Origin of the sequence: Streptomyces spiroverticillatus, assembly GCA_014650415.1 — a bacterium.
GTDB classification, from domain to species: domain Bacteria; phylum Actinomycetota; class Actinomycetes; order Streptomycetales; family Streptomycetaceae; genus Streptomyces; species Streptomyces spiroverticillatus.
The window spans coordinates 58151-78599 of the sequence record BMUX01000003.1 but is presented as its reverse complement, the minus strand read 5'-3'; the positions used below and the strand labels follow the sequence as shown (position 1 = coordinate 78599).

The 20449-nt window shown below is 71.0% G+C and carries 17 protein-coding genes, 1 tRNA gene and 1 pseudogene; 14 read left to right on the top strand and 5 right to left on the bottom strand.

Annotated features, from left to right (window positions below; genetic code table 11):
- Window positions 1-284: 284 nt before the first annotated feature.
- The 11 genes from IE269_RS08405 (at window position 285) to IE269_RS08355 (ending at window position 12674) form a co-directional block, all read left to right on the top strand.
- Complete coding sequence (locus IE269_RS08405; RefSeq protein ID WP_003953493.1) at window positions 285-767, top strand: CarD family transcriptional regulator; 483 nt, start codon at window positions 285-287, stop codon at window positions 765-767.
- A 282-nt stretch (window positions 768-1049) separates the two neighbouring features.
- Window positions 1050-1865 carry a 2-C-methyl-D-erythritol 4-phosphate cytidylyltransferase gene (gene ispD / locus IE269_RS08400; RefSeq protein ID WP_189822181.1) on the top strand — a complete coding sequence of 272 codons (816 nt, stop codon included), beginning with the start codon at window positions 1050-1052 and terminating at the stop codon, window positions 1863-1865.
- Window positions 1855-2364, top strand: coding sequence for a 2-C-methyl-D-erythritol 2,4-cyclodiphosphate synthase (gene ispF, locus IE269_RS08395; protein ID WP_189822180.1), 510 nt, complete (start codon window positions 1855-1857; stop codon window positions 2362-2364). The genes ispD and ispF overlap by 11 nt, the downstream gene beginning before the upstream one ends.
- A gap of 98 nt (window positions 2365-2462) precedes the next feature.
- Window positions 2463-3050, top strand: a complete 588-nt coding sequence (locus IE269_RS08390) for a GNAT family N-acetyltransferase (protein ID WP_229897481.1) — start codon at window positions 2463-2465, stop codon at window positions 3048-3050.
- Window positions 3051-3080: 30 nt separating this feature from the next.
- A complete protein-coding gene (locus tag IE269_RS08385) occupies window positions 3081-4601 on the top strand; it encodes an ABC transporter substrate-binding protein (protein WP_189822178.1) in 1521 nt (506 codons plus the stop codon).
- Window positions 4602-4603: 2 nt separating this feature from the next.
- Window positions 4604-6367 (top strand): ABC transporter permease subunit, encoded by a 1764-nt coding sequence (locus IE269_RS08380; protein ID WP_189822733.1) that lies wholly within the window; start codon window positions 4604-4606, stop codon window positions 6365-6367.
- A 287-nt stretch (window positions 6368-6654) separates the two neighbouring features.
- On the top strand, window positions 6655-7911 hold the full coding sequence (locus IE269_RS08375) for an MFS transporter (protein WP_229897480.1): 1257 nt from the start codon (window positions 6655-6657) through the stop codon (window positions 7909-7911).
- Window positions 7908-8312: a PPOX class F420-dependent oxidoreductase gene (locus IE269_RS08370; RefSeq protein WP_189822176.1), complete on the top strand. Its 405-nt coding sequence runs from the start codon at window positions 7908-7910 to the stop codon at window positions 8310-8312. Before IE269_RS08375 ends, IE269_RS08370 begins: the two co-directional genes overlap by 4 nt.
- Before the next feature lie 83 nt (window positions 8313-8395).
- Complete coding sequence (gene cysS, locus IE269_RS08365; protein WP_189822175.1) at window positions 8396-9793, top strand: cysteine--tRNA ligase; 1398 nt, start codon at window positions 8396-8398, stop codon at window positions 9791-9793.
- Window positions 9794-9929: 136 nt separating this feature from the next.
- Complete coding sequence (gene rlmB, locus IE269_RS08360; RefSeq protein WP_189822174.1) at window positions 9930-10886, top strand: 23S rRNA (guanosine(2251)-2'-O)-methyltransferase RlmB; 957 nt, start codon at window positions 9930-9932, stop codon at window positions 10884-10886.
- Between the two features lie 156 nt (window positions 10887-11042).
- The gene (locus IE269_RS08355) at window positions 11043-12674 is read left to right on the top strand and encodes a DoxX family membrane protein (protein ID WP_189822173.1); all 1632 of its coding nucleotides are present in this window, start codon (window positions 11043-11045) and stop codon (window positions 12672-12674) included.
- A 70-nt stretch (window positions 12675-12744) separates the two neighbouring features.
- On the opposite strand, the gene IE269_RS08350 is transcribed toward IE269_RS08355, so the two are convergent.
- The 4 genes from IE269_RS08350 to IE269_RS08335 form a co-directional block, all read right to left on the bottom strand.
- Window positions 12745-13488, bottom strand: coding sequence for a nucleotidyltransferase family protein (locus IE269_RS08350; protein ID WP_189822172.1), 744 nt, complete (start codon window positions 13486-13488; stop codon window positions 12745-12747).
- A gap of 92 nt (window positions 13489-13580) precedes the next feature.
- A complete protein-coding gene (locus IE269_RS08345; protein WP_189822171.1) occupies window positions 13581-13997 on the bottom strand; it encodes a hypothetical protein in 417 nt (138 codons plus the stop codon).
- Between the two features lie 242 nt (window positions 13998-14239).
- The gene (locus IE269_RS08340) at window positions 14240-15376 is read right to left on the bottom strand and encodes an ABC transporter ATP-binding protein (protein ID WP_189822170.1); all 1137 of its coding nucleotides are present in this window, start codon (window positions 15374-15376) and stop codon (window positions 14240-14242) included.
- Between the two features lie 380 nt (window positions 15377-15756).
- Window positions 15757-17163: an RNA-guided endonuclease InsQ/TnpB family protein gene (locus tag IE269_RS08335; RefSeq protein WP_189822169.1), complete on the bottom strand. Its 1407-nt coding sequence runs from the start codon at window positions 17161-17163 to the stop codon at window positions 15757-15759.
- 170 nt (window positions 17164-17333) lie between these two features.
- On the opposite strand from IE269_RS08335, the gene IE269_RS08330 reads away from it, so the two are divergent.
- Window positions 17334-17406: transfer RNA gene (locus tag IE269_RS08330), tRNA-Thr, on the top strand.
- Window positions 17407-17519: 113 nt separating this feature from the next.
- Complete coding sequence (locus tag IE269_RS08325; RefSeq protein ID WP_189822168.1) at window positions 17520-19625, top strand: restriction endonuclease; 2106 nt, start codon at window positions 17520-17522, stop codon at window positions 19623-19625.
- A 23-nt stretch (window positions 19626-19648) separates the two neighbouring features.
- Here the strand turns inward: IE269_RS08325 and IE269_RS08320 are convergent, their stop codons facing one another.
- A complete protein-coding gene (locus IE269_RS08320) occupies window positions 19649-20155 on the bottom strand; it encodes an MmyB family transcriptional regulator (RefSeq protein ID WP_189822167.1) in 507 nt (168 codons plus the stop codon).
- Between IE269_RS08320 and IE269_RS08315 the strand changes: the two are divergent.
- Window positions 20078-20410: pseudogene (locus IE269_RS08315) on the top strand (dihydroxy-acid dehydratase); the annotation flags it as partial. The gene IE269_RS08320 and the pseudogene IE269_RS08315 overlap by 78 nt on opposite strands.
- Window positions 20411-20449: the final 39 nt, after the last annotated feature.

Sequence of the window (20449 nt, the reverse complement as noted above, 5' to 3'; positions counted from 1 at the left end):
ACGGGTGATCGATCTCCGAACGGAGTAGACGAAGTTCACCTCGCGGAACCCGGCAAACCGGGACTTTCGGGCCCTCTTCAAGGGTCTGTGGTGCGTGTAACGTACGCGTTTCTCTTCGCCCGCAGAGCCGCTCCCACCTGCGAATACCGTCTTCCGGAAGGCCTCCGCAGCACGTTCCTGTTGCAGTTGTCAAGCCCCGAGATATGCCCTGACCTGCGGAAACGCCATTCAGAACAAGCAGTTTCCGTGTTACTCTGGATAGCCACGGAAGGGGTACCTGTCACATGACGTTCAAGGTTGGCGACACCGTGGTCTATCCCCATCACGGGGCCGCGCTGATCGAGGCCATTGAGACTCGCCAGATCAAAGGCGTGGACAAGACCTACTTGGTGCTCAAGGTCGCCCAGGGCGACTTGACGGTTCGTGTGCCTGCGGACAATGCGGAGTTCGTCGGTGTACGCGATGTGGTCGGCCAGGACGGGCTGGACCGGGTCTTCGAGGTGCTGCGCGCACCGTATGCGGAAGAGCCCACGAACTGGTCTCGTCGCTACAAGGCAAATCTGGAGAAGCTCGCTTCTGGCGACGTCATCAAGGTCGCCGAGGTAGTGCGCGACCTGTGGCGTCGTGAGCGCGAGCGCGGTCTCTCCGCCGGCGAGAAGCGCATGCTCGCGAAGGCGCGCCAGATTCTGGTGAGCGAGCTGGCCCTCGCGGAGAACACCAATGAGGACAAGGCCGAGGCCCTGCTGGACGAGGTTCTCGCGTCGTAACCGTTCACGTGCCGTCGCATCGGCTGCTGCCGCTTCGGCGCGTGCGTTGATGGTGTGAGTGATGCCGTGGTGCCCGGCGACCGACTGTGTCCGCAGTCGGCCGTTGGACACCGCGGCATTCTTCTTTTCTACGTTCCCTGCGCCTGATCCCGCATGCGGTTTTTGCGGTGCCGATGCGCCGCCCCGTCCGACTGTCACGGAAGGGGTCCGGTCAGGGCGTCGCTCCCGGCTCGCTGTGGCCATACCCATGGGGGACGAGGACACAAACCTCCGGAGTAGTCCATGACAGTCGAACACCCCTTTGCGCCCTCCGTAAGCCCCGCCGAGAGCCCCGCGAGCCCCACGGGAAGCCCGGTGAACGGCCCTGCCCGCACCGCCGCCGTCATCCCGGCCGCAGGCCGCGGCGTCCGCCTGGGCCCCGGCGCCCCCAAGGCGCTCCGCACCCTCAACGGCACCCCGATGCTCATCCACGCCGTCCGCGCGATGGCCGCCTCCCGGCACGTCTCGCTGGTCGTCGTGGTCGCCCCCTCCGACGGCGAGACCGAGGTCAAGAGCCTCCTCGACGAGTACGAGCACGCCCTGCCGGAGCGCACCGAGTTCCTGGTCGTCCCCGGCGGGGACACCCGCCAGGAGTCCGTGAAGCTGGGCCTGGACGCGCTGCCCGAGGACATCACCGCCGTACTGGTGCACGACGCGGCACGTCCGCTCGTCCCGGTGGACACCGTGGACGCGGTGGTCGAAGCGGTGCGGGGCGGGGCCGTGGCCGTGGTGCCCGCGCTGCCCCTCTCCGACACCGTCAAGCAGGTCGAGCCCCGCAAGGACGGGGCTCCGGAACTCGTCGTCGCGACGCCCGAGCGGGCGCTGCTGAGGGCCGTGCAGACGCCGCAGGGCTTCGACCGCGCGCTGCTGGTGCACGCCCACGAGACCGTCCCCGGCACGGAGGAGGGGGCCACCGACTGCGCCGGTATGGTCGAGCGGCTCGGGCGGCCGGTCGTGGTGGTCCCCGGGCACGAAGAGGCGTTCAAGGTGACCCGGCCGCTGGACCTGGTGCTGGCCGAGGCGGTACTCGCACGGAGGAGGGCCAACGATGGCTTCTGAGAACAACCCCGGGAATCCCGCCCCGGTGATTCCGCTGGTCGGCATCGGGACCGACATCCACGCCTTCGAGCGCGGACGTGCGCTGTGGTGCGCGGGCCTGCACTGGCCGGACGAGGAGTTCGGACTCGCCGGGCACTCGGACGCCGACGTGGTGGCCCACGCCGCCTGCGACGCGCTGTTCTCCGCCGCCGGGGTCGGCGACCTCGGGGCGCACTTCGGGACGGGGCGGCCTCAGTGGGCCGGGGCGTCCGGGGTCACGCTGCTCACCGAGGCGGCCCGGATCGTACGGGCCGAGGGCTTCGAGATCGGGAACGTCGCGGTGCAGGTCGTCGGCGTACGGCCCAAGGTCGGCAAGCGGCGCGAGGAGGCCCAGAAGGTGCTGAGCGCGGCGGTCGGCGCACCGGTGTCGGTGTCGGGGACGACGAGCGACGGGCTCGGGCTCACCGGGCGCGCGGAGGGGCTGGCGGCCATCGCCACGGCGCTGGTGTACCGGGTCTGAGCCCTGCCCCTGTTGGGCTGAACCGCCCGCTCCGCTTTTGCACATGCCTTGCACGTACGCTGGTACGGCAAGGCATGTGGCACGAGTGGAGGCAAGCGGTGACGGTGACGACCGAGGTCCGGACCGGCGTGTCCACGGGATACGTGCTGCGGCCCGCGACCGCCGAGGACGTCGGCGGGGCGCGCGCCGTCATGCTGGACACCGTCTACCGCGACCTGAAGTCCGGCTACGTACCGCGCTGGCACGCGGACATCATCGACCTCGACGGAACGTATCTGCGCCCCGAGCGGCGCACCCTCCTCGTGGTCGAGAAGGACGGCGAGATCGTCGCCACCGGGGCGGTGCGCGACCAGGGCCCGCAGGCGCCGCCCAATCCGGAGTGGGTCGCGGCCCGTTTCCCGTCCGGGACCACCGCCCAGCTCTGCCGGATCTACGTCCGCCCGGAGCACCGGCGGCACGGACTTGCCCGCGCGCTCGTGCGCGAATTGTGCGACTTTGTCGTGAAGGTCGGTGGGTACGAGGCGGTCTATCTGCACACCGACCCCGCCGTTCCGGGTGCCGAGCCGTTCTGGCGCTCGCTGGCGACCGAGGTCTGCGACGAGCGGAAGCTGCCTGGTGGGGGGCAGGGCATCGTCCACTTCGAGCTGCCGATGGGCGCCGGGGAGAGCGGTCAGCCCGCCCGCTAGGTGATAATCGTTTTCAGGTAGGGTCGTGACATGTCCTCGATACGCCGCCGTGCCGCGCTGCCCCTCGCAGCGACGGCCGCCACGCTCGCCCTGACCGTCACGGCCTGCGGAGGCGGTGGTTCCGGCAGTGCGGCGGGCTCGGGCGGCGGTGACGGCCGGCTGCGCGTCTCGCTCGCGTTCCCGCCGGCGCAGGCCATGTCCCCGTACGGCGACGACGCCGTGACCCTCAGCCGCCTCGCGGTCGTCGAGGGGCTCACCGCGCTCGGCAAGAACGGCGAGGCACTGCCCGCGCTGGCCACCGAATGGAAGCCGGACGGCGACAAGAGCTGGACCTTCACCCTGCGCAAGGCCGTCTTCCAGGACGGCAAGCCGGTCGACGCGGAGTCCGTCGTACGCGCCCTGACCGCCGCCGAGCAGGCCAAGCCCAAGCCGCGCGTGCTCAGCGACACGGACCTGAACGCCAAGGCTGAAGGTGCGCAGACCGTACGCATCACGACCAAGACCGCCGACCCGCTCCTCCCGCAGCGGCTGGCGAACCCCTCCCTGGCGATCCTCTCGGCGGGCGCGTACAGCGGCGGCAAGGTCGACCCCGCCGGGCACGCGACCGGCCCGTACACCCTCACCAAGCTCAACGGCGCCGTCAGCGCCACGCTGACCAGGAACGACACCTACTGGGGCACGAAGGCCAAGGCGATCGGCGTCGACGTGGCGTTCGTCGCCGACGGCAAGGCGCGGGCGAACGCGCTGCGCGCCGGGCAGACCGACATCGCCGAGTACGTGCCTGTCTCGCAGGCCTCCCTGCTGGAGGAGAGCCAGGTCCGCGAGGTGCCCACCGCGCGCACCAACAGCCTCTACCTCAACACCAAGAAGGGCCCCTTCGCGGACGCCGCGCTGCGGGCCGCCGCCCGTGCCGCCATCGACAGCAAGGCGCTGGTCGAGGGCGTGTACGAGGGCCGGGCCGACACCGCGCAGGGCCTCTTCGGGCCCGGCGTCGCCTGGGCGGCGAAGCAGCGCGTACCCGTCGAGGGGCGGGCCACGCCCGCGCCCCGGGACAAGGTCGCGGCCGCCGGGGAGATCGTCCTCGCCACCTACACCAACCGGCCCGAGCTGCCCGAGGTCGCCACGGCCGTCCAGCAGCAGCTGGAGAAGGCGGGCTTCACGGTCCGCCAGGTGGTCCGGGACTACGCGCAGATGGAGGCGGACGCGCTGGGCGGCAAGTTCGACGCGTTCATCCTGCCGCGCAACACGCTGCTCGACACCGGCGACCCGTCCTCCTACCTGGCCAGCGACTTCACCTGCGCCGGGTCCTTCAACATCTCCCAGCTCTGCGACAAGCAGGTCGACGAGGCCGCCGCCAAGACGGTCTCCGCCGTCGACACCCCGGCCCGGCAGGCCGCCGAGATGAAGGCCGAGGCGGCCGTGCTCGCGACGGACGCGGTGGTTCCGCTGGTGCACGAGCGGTTCGTGCAGGGGGTCGGCAAGGGCGTCGAAGGCGTCTCGCTCGACCCGATGGAGCGGACGCTGGTCACCGCCGACACCCATATCGGATGAGGCTGAGGGGGTTCGCGGGGCGGGCCGTCGCCCTCCTCGCGGTGGTGCTGGCGGTCGGGCTGCTGCCCTGGCTGACCAGGAACGATCCGGCGCTCACCATCCTCCACGCGCGGTACGCCGACCGGCCGCCGACGCCCGAGACGCTCGCCGCCATCCGCGCCGAGACCGGCCTCGACGGCGGCCCGCTGCACGTGCTGGGCGGCTGGCTCGGCGCGGCCCTGCGCGGGGACTTCGGGGTGTCGTGGGTGTCGGGCGCGCCCGTCGGCCCGGATGTGACGGGTGCCCTCGGGGTGTCTCTGTCTCTGATGGGCTGCTCGCTGCTGGTGGCCGTGGTGCTGGCGGGGCTGCTGTGCCTGCGGACGCTGCGGCTCGGGGCGCGGCGGGGGCTCGTACGGGCGCGGGCGGGCGTGGTCGGGGCGGTGCTGGCCGCGCTGCCGGAGTTCTTGATCGCGGCGGTGCTGGCGACGGTCTTCGCCGTTCAACTGGGGTGGTTCCCGGCGGTGGGCTGGGGGACCTTCGCGGCCGTAGTGCTGCCTGCCGTGGCCATGGGCATCCCGGCCGGAGCGCTGCTCGGGCGGCTGCTCGACGACGCGCTGCCGGGGGCCTTCGCGGAGCCCTGGGCGCGGGCGGCTGCGGCAGGTGGGATCCCTGGTGCGCGGGTGGCGCTGCACGCGCTGCGCAGGACGCTGCCCGGGGTGCTGCCGCAGTTCGGGTTCGTGGTGGTCGGGCTGACGGGCGGGGCGGTCGCGGTCGAGACCCTCTTCGCGATTCCCGGGCTGGGGGGTACGGCGCTGGCGGCCGCCCTCGCGCAGGATCTCCCGGTCCTCCAGGCCTCCGTCCTGGTGCTGCTGTTGCTGGGGGTGGCGGCGGGGCTCGCGGTGCGCGGGCTCGGGCGGCTGCTCCTGGGGCCCGCCCTGCGCGACGGGGCGCTTCCGACGCTGGTCAGGCCCCGGCTGGAGGCCGGGCGGGCGGTGCGCTGGGGGGCGGTGCTGGTGACGGTGGTGTTCGTGGGGGTCGTGGTGGCGGGGCTGCTGCGCGATCCGTACGCCATCGACGTGACCGCCCGCCTCGCCGGGCCCGGCGCCGGGCATCCGCTCGGCACCGACTCCCTCGGCCGCGACACGCTGGCCCGGCTCGGGCACGGGGCGGGGCGGACAGTGCTGGCGGCGCTGGCGGTGTCCGTGGTGACGCTGGTGGTCGGGGTACTGGTGGGGCTCCTCCCCGGGGCGGGCGGCTTCACCGAGATGGTGAACGCGCTGCCCGCGATCGTCGCGGGCCTGGTCGTGGCGGGCGTCGCGGGACCGGGCGCGGTGGCGGCGGCGGTCGCGGTGTCGGTCGTCGCCTGGGCCCCGCTCGCCGCGCACACGCGTGCGCTGTACGAGCAGGAACGTGCGGCTCCGCATGTCGCGGCGGCGCGGGCGCTGGGGGCGGGGCGGGGCTGGGTCCTGCGCCGCCATGTCCTCCCCGGCGTCCTCCCGGGGGTCGTCCGGCACGCGGTGCTGCGTATCCCCGCCCTCGCTCTGGCCCTCGCCTCGCTGAGCTTCCTGGGGCTGGGCGCGGCCCCGCCCGCTCCGGAGTGGGGGCGGATGCTGGCCGAGAACCTGCCCTACGCCGAGCGGGCGCCGTGGTCTGTCCTGGCACCGGCGGCGGCGCTGGTGGTGCTGGGGGTGGGGGCGGTGCTGTGGGCGGCAGTGGCGGGGGCCGCCGGCCGCCGGGGCCGGTTGTCCACAGCTGTGGACAAGGACTTGGTGGAGGTACGGGCGTGAGGGGGCCGGAGCGGGGGCCGGACGGTACCGGGGCGGGCCGAGGGGCGGCACCCGGGCGGGCCGGGAGCGGGAGGGGCCGCCCCCTTGCCCGCCCGTCCCGCCCCCGGGGGGCGGCCCCGCCGCCCAAGGGGGCGGCGGCGGGAGGGGGCGCGCCCAAGGGGGCGGCGGCGGAAGGGGGCGCGCCCAAGGGGGCGGCGGGGCGTGAGCGCAGCTCCAGTGTTGAGCGCCGCCCTTACAAGGCGGATGGCAGGGCCCCGAAGGGTGGAAGGTGGCGGGCCCTCGCCGAGGTGCGGGAGCTGACGCCCTACCTGCGGCTGCTCGTCGGGACGCAGCTTGCGTTCAATGTGGGGTTCTTCGCGGTGCTGCCGTACCTGGCGCAGCACCTCGGCGGGGCGCTCGGGATGGCCGGGTGGGTGGTCGGGTTCGTGCTGGGGTTGCGGACGTTCAGCCAGCAGGGGCTGTTCGTGGTGGGTGGGGCGCTCACCGATCGGTACGGGCCGAGGCCCGTGGTGCTGGTGGGGTGCGTGCTGCGGATCGCCGGGTTCGTATGGCTGGCGTTCGCGGGGAGCACGGGGACCGTCATCGGGGCCGTGCTGCTGATCGGGTTCGCGGCGGCGCTCTTCTCGCCCGCCGTCGAATCGGAGACCGCGCGCGAGGCCGTGCGGTTCGAGACGGAGACGGGGACGCCTCGGGCACAGGTGCTGGCGGTGTTCTCGGCGGCCGGGCAGGCGGGGGCATTCGTCGGTCCGTTGCTGGGGTCCCTGCTGCTCCTGGTCGGATTCCGGGCCGCCTGCCTGGCGGGAGCCGTGGTCTTCGTGGCCGTGCTCGCCGGGCACTGGCGGCTGATGCCCGCACGGGAAGGGGCGCACGCGAGGGAGCACCGGCGGGGCGGGGTGCGGGCGCTGGTGCGCAGCCCCGGGTTCGTGATCGTGTGCCTGGCGTACAGCACCTATCTGGTGGCGTACAACCAGCTGTACCTGGCCCTGCCCGCCGAGGTCGAGCGGGCGACCGGATCGCAGGCCGCCCTCGGCTGGCTCTTCGCGCTGTCCTCGCTGCTGGTCGTCTTCGTACAGCTGCCCGTCACCCGGTGGGCCGGGCGACGGCTCGGACTGCGGACCGCGCTCGTCGGAGGGCTCGGAGTGGTGGCGGCCGGGTTCCTCGGGGTGGCCGCCTCCGTACCGCTGCACCTCACCGGGGCCGCCGGGCTGCTCCCCGGCGCGTTCCTCGTCGTCGCGATCACGCTCGGCCAGATGCTCCTCGTCCCGGCCGCCCGCGCCCTCGTCCCGGACCTGGTCGACGACAGGCATCTCGGGCTCGCCATGGGCGCGCTGTCGTCCGTGTCGGGGCTGGTGGTGCTGATCGGGAGTTCCGCGACCGGAACGCTGCTGGCGGGCGGGGGCGTCGTCCTGTGGGGCGTGCTCGCCGCCGTGCCGCTCACCGGGGCGCTCCTTGCCGTCCTGCCTCTGCCATGGGGGGCGGGCGGTGGGGTAGACGTAGGGGGCCAAGCCGTATCCGTAACCCCGGAAGGACGCGAGCCGACGTGACCGCCGCACTCAGCGAAGACCTCAAGGCACTCCTCGACACCCCCGTCTTCATCTCCGTCGCCACCATCCAGCCCGACGGCAGCCCCCAGGTCTCCCCGGTCTGGGTGAAGCGGGACGGCGACGCCGTGCTGTTCTCGACGACGATCGGCCGGCGCAAGGAGAAGAACCTGCGCCGCGACCCCCGCGTCACCGTGCTGCTCCAGCCCTTCGACTCCCCCTACACGTACGCCGAGATCCGGGGGACCGCCGAGCTGACGACCGAGGGCGGTCAGGAACTGATCGACGAGCTGTCCGTGAAGTACACGGGCAAGAAGTACGCCGAGTTCAACCCGACCTCCGTCAACGACACCGAGCGCGTCGTCGTCCGCGTGACGGCCCGCAAGGTCGTCGGTAACATCTAGGCACCCCTCCGGGCCCGTGTCCCGCCGTGCTTTTGCGCGGGGTACGGGCCCGTTTCACGTGAAACACTCAGTACCCTTGCAGGGTGACTATTCGCCTGTACGACACCAGCGCCCGGCAGACGCGTGACTTCACCCCGCTCGTCCCGGGCTGTGTCTCGATCTACCTGTGTGGCGCCACCGTGCAGGCGGCCCCGCACATCGGGCACATCAGGTCGGGACTGAACTTCGACATCATGCAGCGGTGGTTCGCCCACCGCGGCTACGACGTGACCTTCATCCGCAATGTGACCGACATCGACGACAAGATCATCGCGAAGTCGGCGGACCAGAACCGCCCGTGGTGGTCCATCGGCTACGAGAACGAGCGCGCCTTCAACTCCGGCTACGACGTGCTCGGTTGCCTCCCGCCCACCTACGAGCCCCGCGCCACCGGCCACATCACCGAGATGGTCGAGATGATGCGCGGCCTCATCGAGCGCGGTCACGCCTACGAGGCCGACGGGAACGTCTACTTCGACGTCCGCTCGTACGACGGCTACCTGGAGCTGTCGAACCAGGAGCTGGACAACCTCCTCCAGCCCTCCGGCGAGGGCGAGACCGGCAAGCGCGACCCCCGCGACTTCGCGATGTGGAAGGCCGCCAAGCCCGGCGAGCCCTCCTGGGAGACCCCCTGGGGCCGCGGGCGTCCCGGCTGGCACCTGGAGTGCTCGGCCATGGCGCACAAGTACCTCGGCAAGGCCTTCGACATCCACGGCGGCGGGATCGACCTGATCTTCCCGCACCACGAGAACGAGATCGCCCAGGCCAAGGCCTACGGCGACGACTTCGCCAACTTCTGGGTGCACAACCACTGGGTCACCATGGCCAACGAGAAGATGTCGAAGTCCCTCGGCAACTCCGTCCTCGTCAGCGAGATGGTCAAGGCCTGGCGGCCCATCGTGCTGCGCTACTACCTCGGTACGCCGCACTACCGCTCCGCCATCGAGTACAGCGAGGACGCCCTGCGCGAGGCCGAGTCCGCCTTCGCGCGCATCGAGGGTTTCGTGCAGCGCGTGGTGGAGAAGGCGGGGCCGGTCGAGCCCGCCGCCGAGGTGCCGCCCGCGTTCGCCGAGGCCATGGACGACGACCTCGGCGTCCCGCAGGCCCTCGCGATCATCCACACGACGGTCAGGCAGGGGAACTCCGCCCTGGCCGCCGACGACAAGGAAGCCGCCGTCGCCAGGCTGGCCGAGGTCCGCGCCATGCTCGGCGTCCTGGGCCTCGACCCGCTCGACGCGCACTGGGCCGGCGAGTCCGACCGGGGCGAGGACCTCCACGGGGTCGTCGACACTCTCGTACGACTCGTGCTCGACCAGCGTCAGTCCGCGCGCGAGCGCAAGGACTGGGCGGCGGCCGACGCCATCCGCGACCAGCTCCAGCAGTCGGGGCTCGTCATCGAGGACAGCCCGTCCGGACCGAGGTGGACGCTCGGGCCCCGCTAGGGGCTGAGGCGAGCAGGGCCCGCGAAAGGGCCTTCCGATGTGCCGCCCGGGACCCCGGGCGGCACACTTCATTTACGTACGCATTGACGATCTGCATCACCATGTGGATCGCCGGATCCACAGGAAACAGGTAGTCATGGCCGGCAACAGCCAGCGCAGGAACCGACGCACGTCCAACAAGAAGGGCATGCAGGTCGGCAGCGGCGGCCAGCGTCGCAAGGGCCTCGAAGGCCGCGGCCCCACCCCCAAGGCCGAGGACCGCAAGAAGCACAAGGCGAACCGTCTCGCCACCGCCAAGGCCAAGCACGCCCAGGCGCGCCGCCCCGCCCCCCGCCGCGGCGGTGTCAAGGGCACCTCGGAGATGGTCGTCGGCCGCAACCCCGTGTACGAGGCCCTGCGCGACGGCGTCCCCGCGATCACGCTGTACGTCCAGCAGTACATCGACAACGACGAGCGGGTCCGCGACATCCTCCAGCTCGCCGGCGAGCGCGGCAAGATCAACCTCATGGAGGCCCCGCGCGCCGAGCTGGACCGCATGACCAACGGCCTCAACCACCAGGGCATCGTCCTGCAGGTCCCGCCGTACGAGTACGCCCACCCGCAGGACCTGATCGACGCCGCGCACGACAACCACGAGGAACCGCTGATCGTCGCCCTCGACGGCGTCACCGACCCGCGCAACCTCGGCGCGATCATCCGCTCCACCAACGCCTTCGGCGGCCACGGCGTCGTCGTGCCCGAGCGGCGCGCGGCCCACATGACCGCCGGCGCGTGGAAGTCCTCCGCCGGAACCGCCGCCCGCACCCCCGTCTCGCGCGTCACCAACCTGACCCGCGCGCTGGAGGACTACAAGAAGGCCGGTCTCACGATCGTCGGCCTCACCGCCGACGGCGAGCACAAGGTCGAGGACCTGGAGGCCATCGGCGGTCCCGTCGTCATCGTCATCGGCTCCGAGGGCAAGGGCCTCGGCCGCCTCGTCGGCGAGACCTGCGACTACCGCGTACGCATCTCGATGCCCGGCGGCGCCGAGTCGCTGAACGCCGGTGTCGCGGCCGGGATCGTCCTGTACGAGACGGCGCGTCGTCGGAAGTAGTGCGTCAGTTTGCGCTAGAGGGCCCCGGATTCCGTCCGGGGCCCTTTTCGTCCACCTGTGTTGACCTGCGGTGTCTGCGAGAACGTGTCGATTTGACGGGTCTCGGACAGATCGAGGGCGTCAAGGCAGTGTCCTAAACACACATCACTCGGTTAGATGAGTGTGGACACCAGAACACCCGGGTTCGACGATCAGCCCGCACTGAGCATGGTCAAGGTGCCCTGCGACCCGGCGCAGGTCATCGTCAACCACGCCAGCTTCCGCGTGCAGCTCGCCCCGAGCCAGAGCGCGCGCCCCACCGTGGTGCGGGGTGCTCTGGACGACCGGACGGCGAAGATCCCCGCGCTCAGCGGGGCGGGAGCCGCTGCGGTCGGTGCGGCGGCGGGCGCGGCGGCCGGACGCCGCCGGGCGCCCGTCGTGTGGACGGGCAGGTCCGAGCCGGGCGACCCCGGCGCGGGCGGGCTCCTCCAGGCCGTACGCAACTCGACCGCCACCCGCCCCGCAGGCCCCGCCGACGACCTCGACGCAGGGCTCGATGCCGGGGCGACGCAGCTCATCCCGCGCATCGGCCCGCCGGAGCCCGCACCCGACGACACCATGCAGACCCCGGCCGTCACCGGCGAGCCGACCCGGATGCTGCCCCGGATGCGGCAGGCCGAGGGCGCATACGACGCCTACGAGGACCAACTCCCTTACGACGACGAAGAGTCGGAGGCGGACGGGCGCGGTGACGGGCGCTCGCGGCACTCCTTCTACCCCGACCGGCGGATGAACCTCGGCGTCGTGCTGCTCCCGCTGCGCGTCTTCCTCGGCTTCATCTCCATCTACGCCGGCATGGGCAAGCTCTGCGACCCCGTCTTCTTCGACGGCGGCGAGCGCGGCTCCATGGTCAAGTGGCTCAACGCGCTGCACCCCTGGCCGCTCGCCGAGCCGCTGCGGGACTTCGCGCTCCAGCACCCGGTCGGTGCCGGGCTCAGCGTGGCGTTCCTCCAGGTCGTCGTGGGCGTGCTCACGGTGCTCGGCCTGTGGCAGCGGGTCGCGGCGGTCTTCGGGACGCTGCTGTCGGCGGCACTGCTGCTCACCGTGAGCTGGAAGAGCGTCCCCGCGTACGACGCGCCGGACATCATCTACCTCGCCGCCTGGTCGCCGCTGATCATCGCCGGTGCGCCCGTCTACTCGATGGACTCCCGGCTCGCGGGCGAGGCCTGGCGGACGCTGGGGCCGCGCAGCGCGGTGTGGGAGCTGCGGCGGCGCGTGCTGCGACGCGGCTTCCTGATGGTGACGCTGGTCGTCGGACTCACCCTGCTGGTCGGCTCGGTGCTCGGCGGGGCGGTCCGCTCGGCCGAGGTCGTCGTGCCCGGACCCGACGACGACCCGGCGAACCACCTGCCGGGCCGCCCGCTCCCCAAGGAGCCCGGCGCCCAGCGCACCTCGCAGGGACCGCAGCGCAAGGCCCCCAAGCCCTCCGCCTCCTCCTCGGTCTCGCCGTCGGCGAAGCCCAGCAGCACGGCCGGGCCGCGCGCCACGGCCACCGCGGGCGCGACCGCGGGCCCCAGCCGGACGCGGGGCTCCACCGGCCGCACCCCCACCCGGAACAACCCGCCGGCCTCGGCCTCCTCGGGCCCCTCGGCCACGGCGGGACCGTCCTCCAGCGGCGGCACCGGCGACGGCGGCTCCTCCTCCTCCGGCGGGTCCGGCTCGGGCGGCTCGTCCTCCGGCGGCTCCCAGGGCGGGAACTCCGGCGGAGGGTCCGGCGGGGACAAGGTGATCGGCGGACTGCTCGGGTAGGGCGGGACGCGTACGTACACGGAGAAGGGCCCGGCGCCGGGGATGGCGCCGGGCCCTTTCCCGTACGTTCTCAACGCCCCTGCGCGGCAAGCTCCTTGGCGGCCTCGGTGAGGTCCTTGGCGGTGTCGATCGCCCGCCAGTAGGCGCCCTGGGGGATCGGGTAGCCGGCCAGGCTGCGGGAGCGGGCGAGGCGCGGGAAGGTCGTGCGCTCGTGGTCGCCGAGGTCGGGCAGGAGGGCGGTGAAGGCGGCGGAGAAGACGTACACGCCCGCGTTGATGAGGTACGGCGAGGGCGGCGACTCGATGAAGTCGGTGACGTTGCCGAAGGTGTCCGTCTCGACGGCGCCCCACGGGATGCGGGGGCGGGCCAGGGCCAGGGTGGCGGTGGCGTCGCGTTCGGCGTGGAAGGCGGCCATCTCGCGCAGGGAGAAGCGGGTCCAGATGTCGCCGTTCGTGGCGTACCAGGGCTGCTCGGGGTGCGGCAGGTGCTTGGCGGCGTACTTCAGGCCGCCGCCTCGACCCAGGGGCTCCGTCTCGACAACGGTCGTGACGTGCAAGGGGAGTTGGGGGGCCTGCTCGGTCAGCCAGTCCTGGAGGACCTCGGCGAGGTGGCCGCAGGAGACGACGGCGTCAGTGACGCCCTCGGCGGCGAGCCAGGCGAGTTGATGGCCGATGATCGGGGTTCCGGTGCCGGGAATCTCGACCATCGGCTTGGGCCGGTCGTCGGTGTACGGGCGCAGTCGCGAGCCCTGGCCGCCGGCCAGGACGACGGCCTGGGTGGGGGCTGCGGGCGCCGTTGTGTCGGGGGTGGTCATGCAGGGGACGATATGCGGCGCGGGGGGCGCCGCCGTTGAGGGGCAGGGCCGTCAGTTCTGTGGGGTGTCTACCGGTGGTCCGTTTCGGCCGATCAGGGGCGGTGGTTCGCGACGCCGGAGGCGAAGGACGTGTCGCAGACGGGCCGCGAGTACGACTGGGCGCGGGTCGGGCCGTAGTGCTTGACGGCGGCGCGGCCCAGCGAGCGCGCGATGTTCATGCAGTGCTTGGCGAGGGACGGGCGGCGCTCGACCTCGCGCTGGAGGTGCGTGAGAGCCGTTCCGGGGTCCTTCTCCTGAAGCTCCACCAGGAGCCGGTCGCGCAGAATATCCTGCGGGGCACGGGACTTGGCCTGGGTGGAGACGTCCTCGGCGGATGCGGTGAGCATCTGGGACTCGGGAGTGCCGGCGACCCACGGGACGCGGGTGACGGCGAGGGTCCCGGAGAGCACCAGGACGACGGGCAGGACGAGGGCGAGAGTTCGGCCGATGCGGCGGGCTGAGTGGGTCACGCGAGTGAGCGTAGCGGGCGGTGACGATTTGGCGACATTCCGTCACCCTGATGAGGGAAGGTTCGATCCGCCTTTTCGAATTGTGTGTTGACGTACGCGGCTCGAAATGCCCAGTGTGCCGGGGTATTTGAGCTGGTCGGCACATAAACGTTTGTCGGTGTGCGCTTGGGCAAGCGCACGGCACGCGGAAGGGCCCCGCACCGAAGTGCGGGGCCCTTGACCGTACTTGAGGCTGACCGGGGTCAGTCGCTGAGGCGCTCGCCCGTCTTGGTGGAGAAGACGTGCAGCTCGCCCGGGCGCGGGACGACGTGCAGCTCGGTGCCCTTGTCCGGGACGGCGCGGCCGTTGACGCGGACGACGAGGTCCTTGTGCTCGCCGCCGACCTCGGCGGAGCCGTACACGTAACCGTCGGCGCCGAGCTCCTCGACGACGTTGACGGAGACGGCGAGGCCCGCCGGGGCGTCGCTGGTGTCCTTGGAGAGGGTCTTCGCGGCCTCGCCGCCGTGCTCGACGATGTCGAAGTGCTCGGGGCGCACACCGACGGTGACCGTGGTGTCGCCCTTGTCGGCGGCGGCGGACAGGGCCTCGCGGGAGACCGGGACGACGCTGTTGCCGAACTTCACGCCGCCGTCGGTGATCGGGACCTCGACCAGGTTCATGGCCGGGGAGCCGATGAAGCCGGCGACGAAGAGGTTGGCCGGGCGGTCGTACATGTTGCGCGGCGAGTCGACCTGCTGGAGCAGACCGTCCTTGAGGACCGCGACGCGGTCGCCCATGGTCATGGCCTCGACCTGGTCGTGCGTGACGTACACGGTCGTGATGCCCAGGCGGCGCTGGAGGCTCGCGATCTGCGTACGGGTCGAGACGCGGAGCTTGGCGTCGAGGTTCGACAGCGGCTCGTCCATGAGGAAGACCTGCGGCTCACGCACGATGGCGCGGCCCATGGCGACACGCTGGCGCTGACCGCCGGAGAGGGCCTTCGGCTTGCGGTCGAGGTACTCGGTGAGGTCGAGGATCTTCGCGGCCTCTTCGACCTTCTTGCGGATCTCGGCCTTGTTGACGCCCGCGATCTTCAGGGCGAAGCCCATGTTGTCCGCGACGGACATGTGCGGGTAGAGCGCGTAGTTCTGGAACACCATGGCGATGTCCCGGTCCTTCGGCGGCAGGTGCGTGACGTCGCGGTCGCCGATGCGGATCGCACCGCCGTTGACGTCCTCGAGACCCGCGAGCATGCGCAGGGAGGTCGACTTTCCGCAGCCGGAGGGGCCGACGAGGACGAGGAACTCGCCGTCCTCGATCGCGATCTCCAGCTGGTCCACGGCGGGCTTGGTGGAGCCCGGGTAGATGCGGGTGGCCTTGTCGAACGTGACTGTTGCCATGGTGATGCGTCTCCTTCACCGGCAGGAACGTGCCGGACGATCCGTTGTAAGGGAGTGGTCTGGTCCAATTTGGCGGACCAGGGGTGACGCTACCTGGGGGGATGGGTTCTGTCAGTACTTCGCGGGCAGGGAAATTTCGGGGACTGGCTGGTGGGCAGAGTTCCCCACTTTTGACCGTGCGCTGATGTGGGAAGAGCACGGGCTTTTTGGCCTATTGATGCGGTGACAGAGCACTTGCCTTTTGGCCCCGTACGCAGCACTTCCTGCTTCACTACCCGCTGCCGGCCGAGCGCGGTCCTCAAGAACCGCACCCCACCGGTCTTACATGGGCTCCACAGGCATCACGGCCGACGGCCCGTCGGTCCGGTACAGCACGTGCATCAAGCGGCCAGTGGAACCTCCGGCACTTCGGAGGCGCGGATCACGGGTGGTGGGGTCCGTCCCGGAGGCAGGGACCCGGCCACCAGCCCATACAGCCGCATTCCCTCCTCACGGAGGTTCTGCGCCGCGTTCACGTCCCGGTCGTGCACCGCGCCGCAACTGCCGCACTTCCATTCCCGCACGGAGAGATCCAGCCGCTCCCCCTTCACGTGGCAGGACGAGCAACGCCGTGTCGACGGGAAGTACCGGTCGACGATCACGAGCGTCCGCCCGTACCACTCGCACTTGTAGCGGAGCTGCTTCAGCAGCTCGCCCCACGAGGCGTCGAAGATCGACTGGTTCAGCTTCGCCTTGCGCTTGCGGCCAGGGCCGGTGGTTGTCCTCAGCAGGTTCATGACGGCCAGGTCTTCCACCACGAGCACTTGGTTCTCGCGCACGAGGCGGGTGGTGAGCTGGTCCAGCATGTCCCTGCGGACGTCGCCGATCAGGGCGTACAGGCGGGCGATCTCCTGGCGTGCCTTCTCCCGGTTCGCCGATCCCCTCTTCTTGCGGTGCAGCTCGCGCTGCGCCTTGGCGAGCTTCTTCTCGTACTTCCGGAGCAAACGGGGATGGTCCAGCTTCTCGCCGTCGTCGAGCGTGACGAGGGTGGCCAGACCGAGGTCGATGCCGACCGCCTTCGGAGCGCGGGTGCCCGGCAGGAAGACGGGAGGGAGGGGCTCGATGTGTTCCTCGACCAGGACGGAGAGGAAGAAGCGGCCCACGCGGTCCCGGGTCATCGTGAGCTTCACGGGCGTGGTGCCTGCGGGGAGCGGGCGGGACCAGCGGATGTCGAGGGGGTCGGTCTGCTTGGCGAGGGCGATCAGACCGGTGCCGGGGCGTTCGGGGTCCTCGAACCAGCGGAAGCCAGTACGGACGTACGTCGCCGAGTCGCGCGAGCGGCCCTTCTTCTTGCGCTGCGGGTAATTCGCCCCTCCCTTGAAGAACCGGGTGAAGGCGCTTTCGAGGTGGCGGAGGGACTGCTGGAGGACGGTCGAGGAGACGTTCTGGAGCCAGCACGTCTCGCGGGCCTGACGCCAACCGGTGAGCGCACGGCAGGTCTCGGCGAAGCCGACGGAGACGCGGTGGTCGCGCCAGGCGTTCGACCGCAGGGTCAGGCCCTCGTTGTAGACCCAGCGGCAGGCGCCGAAGGTCTCGATGAGCTGTTCTGCCTGGTCGGGGGTCGGGTAGCAGCGGTAGCGGTAGACGCGCTGGTGGGTGCCGGGTTCCTTGGCGCGGCGTTTCATGGGGGTGGCGGGGCGCTGGTGGTGCTTGCTCTGGTCGGGGATGCGCAGGGCCTCGCGCTTGATGCGCTTGGCCTCGGCGCCGGTGACGCGGGGCGGGAGCGGTTGCTCGAGTGCCTCGGTCATGTCCCCTCCCTCGCTTCGTCGCGTTGTCCGATAGTCGGAACAGCGATTCAGTGCGTTCAACGAACGAGTTGTCGGGCGGGTTACGGGGGCGGTGGAAAGTTCGTGGATCAGTGGGGAGCGCGCTGTGTAAAGTGAGAGTGCTTGTGCGCGCGATTCGCGGTGTGCGCAGCGCCGCCTTAGCTCAATTGGCAGAGCACCGATCTTGTAAGTCGGATGTCGTCGGTTCGATTCCGACAGGCGGCTCTCTTCGTTCCAAACGCTGTCCCGGACCACCCCTGGTCCGGGACACTTGCGTTTCCGGGACAGTACGGGGGTCCGGGCGGCGTTCCCTGGCCCCGTGTGGGGAGGGCAGCGGGATGAGTCGTCGGTCGAGTGGGCTGATCGGCACCTGGGCTGAGGCGCAGCGTCAGCAGCAGCGTCGGATGGAGGCCCAGCAGCGGGCGCAGGTACAGCAGCAGCGTGCGTATGAGCGGGAGAGGGCGCGGGCGGACCGGCAGCAGCAGGCGGCGTACCGGCAGCATCGTGAGGCGGAGGCTCGGCGGCGTACGGAAGAGCTGGATGCCGAGGTGGCCCGGTTGGAGGGGTTGCTTGCTTCGGGGTGTCGGGCGGCTCCGTTCCGGGTGGGTGCGTTGGTGCGGTCGGAGGTGTTGGAGCCTTTTGCGCCGGGGCAGTTGGCGGTGCCGGTGGTGATGCCGGATCCGCAGCGGTACCAGGCGCAGGGCGGTGGGTGGACTGCTGCGCGTCGGGCGCAGGCGCAGGAGGAGGCGCGGGCCCGGTTCGAGCGGGACTGGCATGCGGCGCAGGCGGCGGAGTTGCAGCGGCAGCAGCAGTTGGCGGGGTATCGGCAGCAGTACGACGCGTGGGCGGCGGCTCGGCTGGCGGAGATCCGTGGGCACAACGCGGGGATTGCCGGGATGGCGGATGCGTTGCGTGCGGGTGAGCCGGAGACGGTGGTGGAGTTCTTTTCGGCGGCGTTGTATGCGTCGGAGGCTTGGCCGGAGGGGTTTCCGCGGCGGGTGTCGGGTGCGTTCGACCGGGGTGGGCGTCAGTTGGTGCTGAATTGGGAGTTGCCGGGGTTCGAGGTGGTTCCTGAGGTGAAGTCGGTGCGTTTTGTGGCGAGTGCTGATGAGGAGCGGGAGTCTGCGCGTCCGATGACGCAGCGCAAGGCGTTGTATCGGAGTGTGTTGGCGCAGTGTGTGTTGTTGGCGTTGCGGGATGTGTTTGTGGCGGATGAGTTCGGGGCGTTGGACTCGGTGGTGGTGAACGGGTTCGTCGATGGTCTGGATCCGGTGACGGGGCGGCCGGCTGAGGTGTTTTTGAGCACGGTGATGGTGGAGAAGGCTGCTTTTGGGGCGTTGAACCTGGAGTTTGTGGCGGCGGTGGACTGTCTGGTGGAGGGGTTGCGGGGGCAGTTGTCGGCGCGGCCGGATCAGCGGGTGGCGGTGCGGCCGGGGCGGTTGCCGGAGCAGGTGGGGTCGGGGGTGGTGTCGCACGGGGCGGAGGGGGAGCCGGATTTGCTGGAGATGGATCCGGTGGAGTTCGAGGGGCTGGTTGCTGAGCTGTTTCGGGCTCGGGGGATGCAGGCGGTGACGACGCAGCGGTCGAATGATGGCGGGGTGGATGTGGATGCGTTGGATCCGGATCCGATCAGTGGCGGGAAGATCATTGTTCAGGTGAAGCGGTACCGGAATACGGTGCCGCCGAGTGCGGTGCGTGATCTGTTCGGGACGGTGCAGGGGGCTGGGGCGAACAAGGGTGTTCTGGTGACGACGTCGGGGTTCGGGCCGGGGTCGTACACGTTTGCTCAGGGGAAGCCGTTGACGTTGGTGTCGGGGGCGGAGTTGGTGGATCTGCTGCACCGGTGTGGGTTGCGCGGCAGGTTGGGTGGTGCGGGTGCGGGTGCGGGTGCGGGTGCGGATGTGGATGTGGTGGCGCCGGTTCCCTCGCCTCGGGAGCCGAGCGATGCGAGTGGCTGCGATGACTTCAACGTGCTGGGCATGACGTGGGCGGGGCCCGTGGCATTGGACGTCTGCGCGTTGGTGTGCACGGGCGGTCGGGTGTTGGGGGAGGAGTACTTCGTCTTCTTCAACAATTCCCGGACGCCGGACGGCGCTGTGTGCATGGTTCCGGGTGTGGCGGGTGATCGGGCTGCCGTGCGGGTGGCGTTCGACGGGTTGCCGAGGGAGGCGGACCGTCTCGTTCTGGTGGCGTCCGTGGATGTTGAGAGGAATCCGGATGCCGACTTGTCGGGTTTCACGGATGCGAGTGTGTTGTTGCGGGACGTGTCGGGTGCTGAGCTGGATCGCTTGCCGGTGGCGGACGGGAGGCCGGGGGAGACAGCTCTGGTGTTGGGGTCCTTCCGTCGGCGTGGCGGTGGCGACTGGGATTTCGTTGCCGGTGGGAAGGGGTATCGGGGCGGGTTGGGGGAGTTGATCGGGGATCACGGGGTCGAGGTCGAGTAGGGGGGTGCTGCTGCCCCGTCGTGTCACCGACGTCGTGAAGGTCGTTCTTGTCCTGCACCGTGTGCCGGGGTGTAGACGACCACGTACAGGTCGGGGTGGTCGGCGGGGGCGAGGCGGTGGTGTTCGAAGTAGCGCGGGCCCGAAGTGGGGTGGTCGAAGGCGCGCAGCCGGGAGGTGAAGCCTTCGATGTGGTGGTCCTGCCAGGCCGCCCGGAACTCCGGGCTCGTCTCCAGCAGCCGTTGGACGGCGGGGGACTGGGCGAGGTCGCCGACCCTGGGTCCGGCCTCGGCGCGGAATTCGGCGAGGAAGCGGCGGCTGGTCACTTCCCAGTCCGGCAGCGGGCTGCGGACGTAGGGGTCGGTGAACACCAGCCAGAGGAGGTTGCGTTCGGCCGCATCGACGGTGGCCACGTTCGGGTACAGGTCGAGGTACGCGGCGTTCCAGCCGGTGATCGGGGCCTGGCCGAGACGGTGGCGGTGGTCACCGACGGCCGTTTCTCCGGCGGGAGTTCGGGTCTCTCGGTCGGCCATGTCTCGCCCGAGTCGGCCGCCGGGGGCCCGCTCGCCCTCGTCGTCGACGGTGACCTGATCACGGTCGACATCCCGGGCCGTGGCCTGCGGCTGGAGGTTCCCGAGGCGGAGCTGGGCGAGCGCCGCGCGGAGCGGGAACGTACGGGATACCGCCCGGTCCGCGCCGAGCGGCCCGTCACGACGGCACTGCGTGCCTATGCGGCCTGGGCGCAGTCGGCCGACACGGGTGCGGTGCGTGCCGTGCCCGTCGACTGACCTTTCCGGTCGCCTTCCGGGGACCCGCGCCCCGCGCTC

What these genes read in the sequence shown, in the direction of transcription:
- IE269_RS08335 (WP_189822169.1), bottom strand. Translation starts at nt 17,163, where the DNA reads ATGACCGAGGCACTCGAGCAACCGCTCCCGCCCCGCGTCACCGGCGCC.
- IE269_RS08325 (WP_189822168.1), top strand. Translation starts at nt 17,520, where the DNA reads ATGAGTCGTCGGTCGAGTGGGCTGATCGGCACCTGGGCTGAGGCGCAG.
- IE269_RS08340 (WP_189822170.1), bottom strand. Translation starts at nt 15,376, where the DNA reads ATGGCAACAGTCACGTTCGACAAGGCCACCCGCATCTACCCGGGCTCC.
- IE269_RS08355 (WP_189822173.1), top strand. Translation starts at nt 11,043, where the DNA reads ATGAGTGTGGACACCAGAACACCCGGGTTCGACGATCAGCCCGCACTG.
- IE269_RS08385 (WP_189822178.1), top strand. Translation starts at nt 3,081, where the DNA reads ATGTCCTCGATACGCCGCCGTGCCGCGCTGCCCCTCGCAGCGACGGCC.
- IE269_RS08405 (WP_003953493.1), top strand. Translation starts at nt 285, where the DNA reads ATGACGTTCAAGGTTGGCGACACCGTGGTCTATCCCCATCACGGGGCC.
- IE269_RS08350 (WP_189822172.1), bottom strand. Translation starts at nt 13,488, where the DNA reads ATGACCACCCCCGACACAACGGCGCCCGCAGCCCCCACCCAGGCCGTC.
- ispD (WP_189822181.1), top strand. Translation starts at nt 1,050, where the DNA reads ATGACAGTCGAACACCCCTTTGCGCCCTCCGTAAGCCCCGCCGAGAGC.
- rlmB (WP_189822174.1), top strand. Translation starts at nt 9,930, where the DNA reads ATGGCCGGCAACAGCCAGCGCAGGAACCGACGCACGTCCAACAAGAAG.
- IE269_RS08320 (WP_189822167.1), bottom strand. Translation starts at nt 20,155, where the DNA reads ATGGCCGACCGAGAGACCCGAACTCCCGCCGGAGAAACGGCCGTCGGT.
- ispF (WP_189822180.1), top strand. Translation starts at nt 1,855, where the DNA reads ATGGCTTCTGAGAACAACCCCGGGAATCCCGCCCCGGTGATTCCGCTG.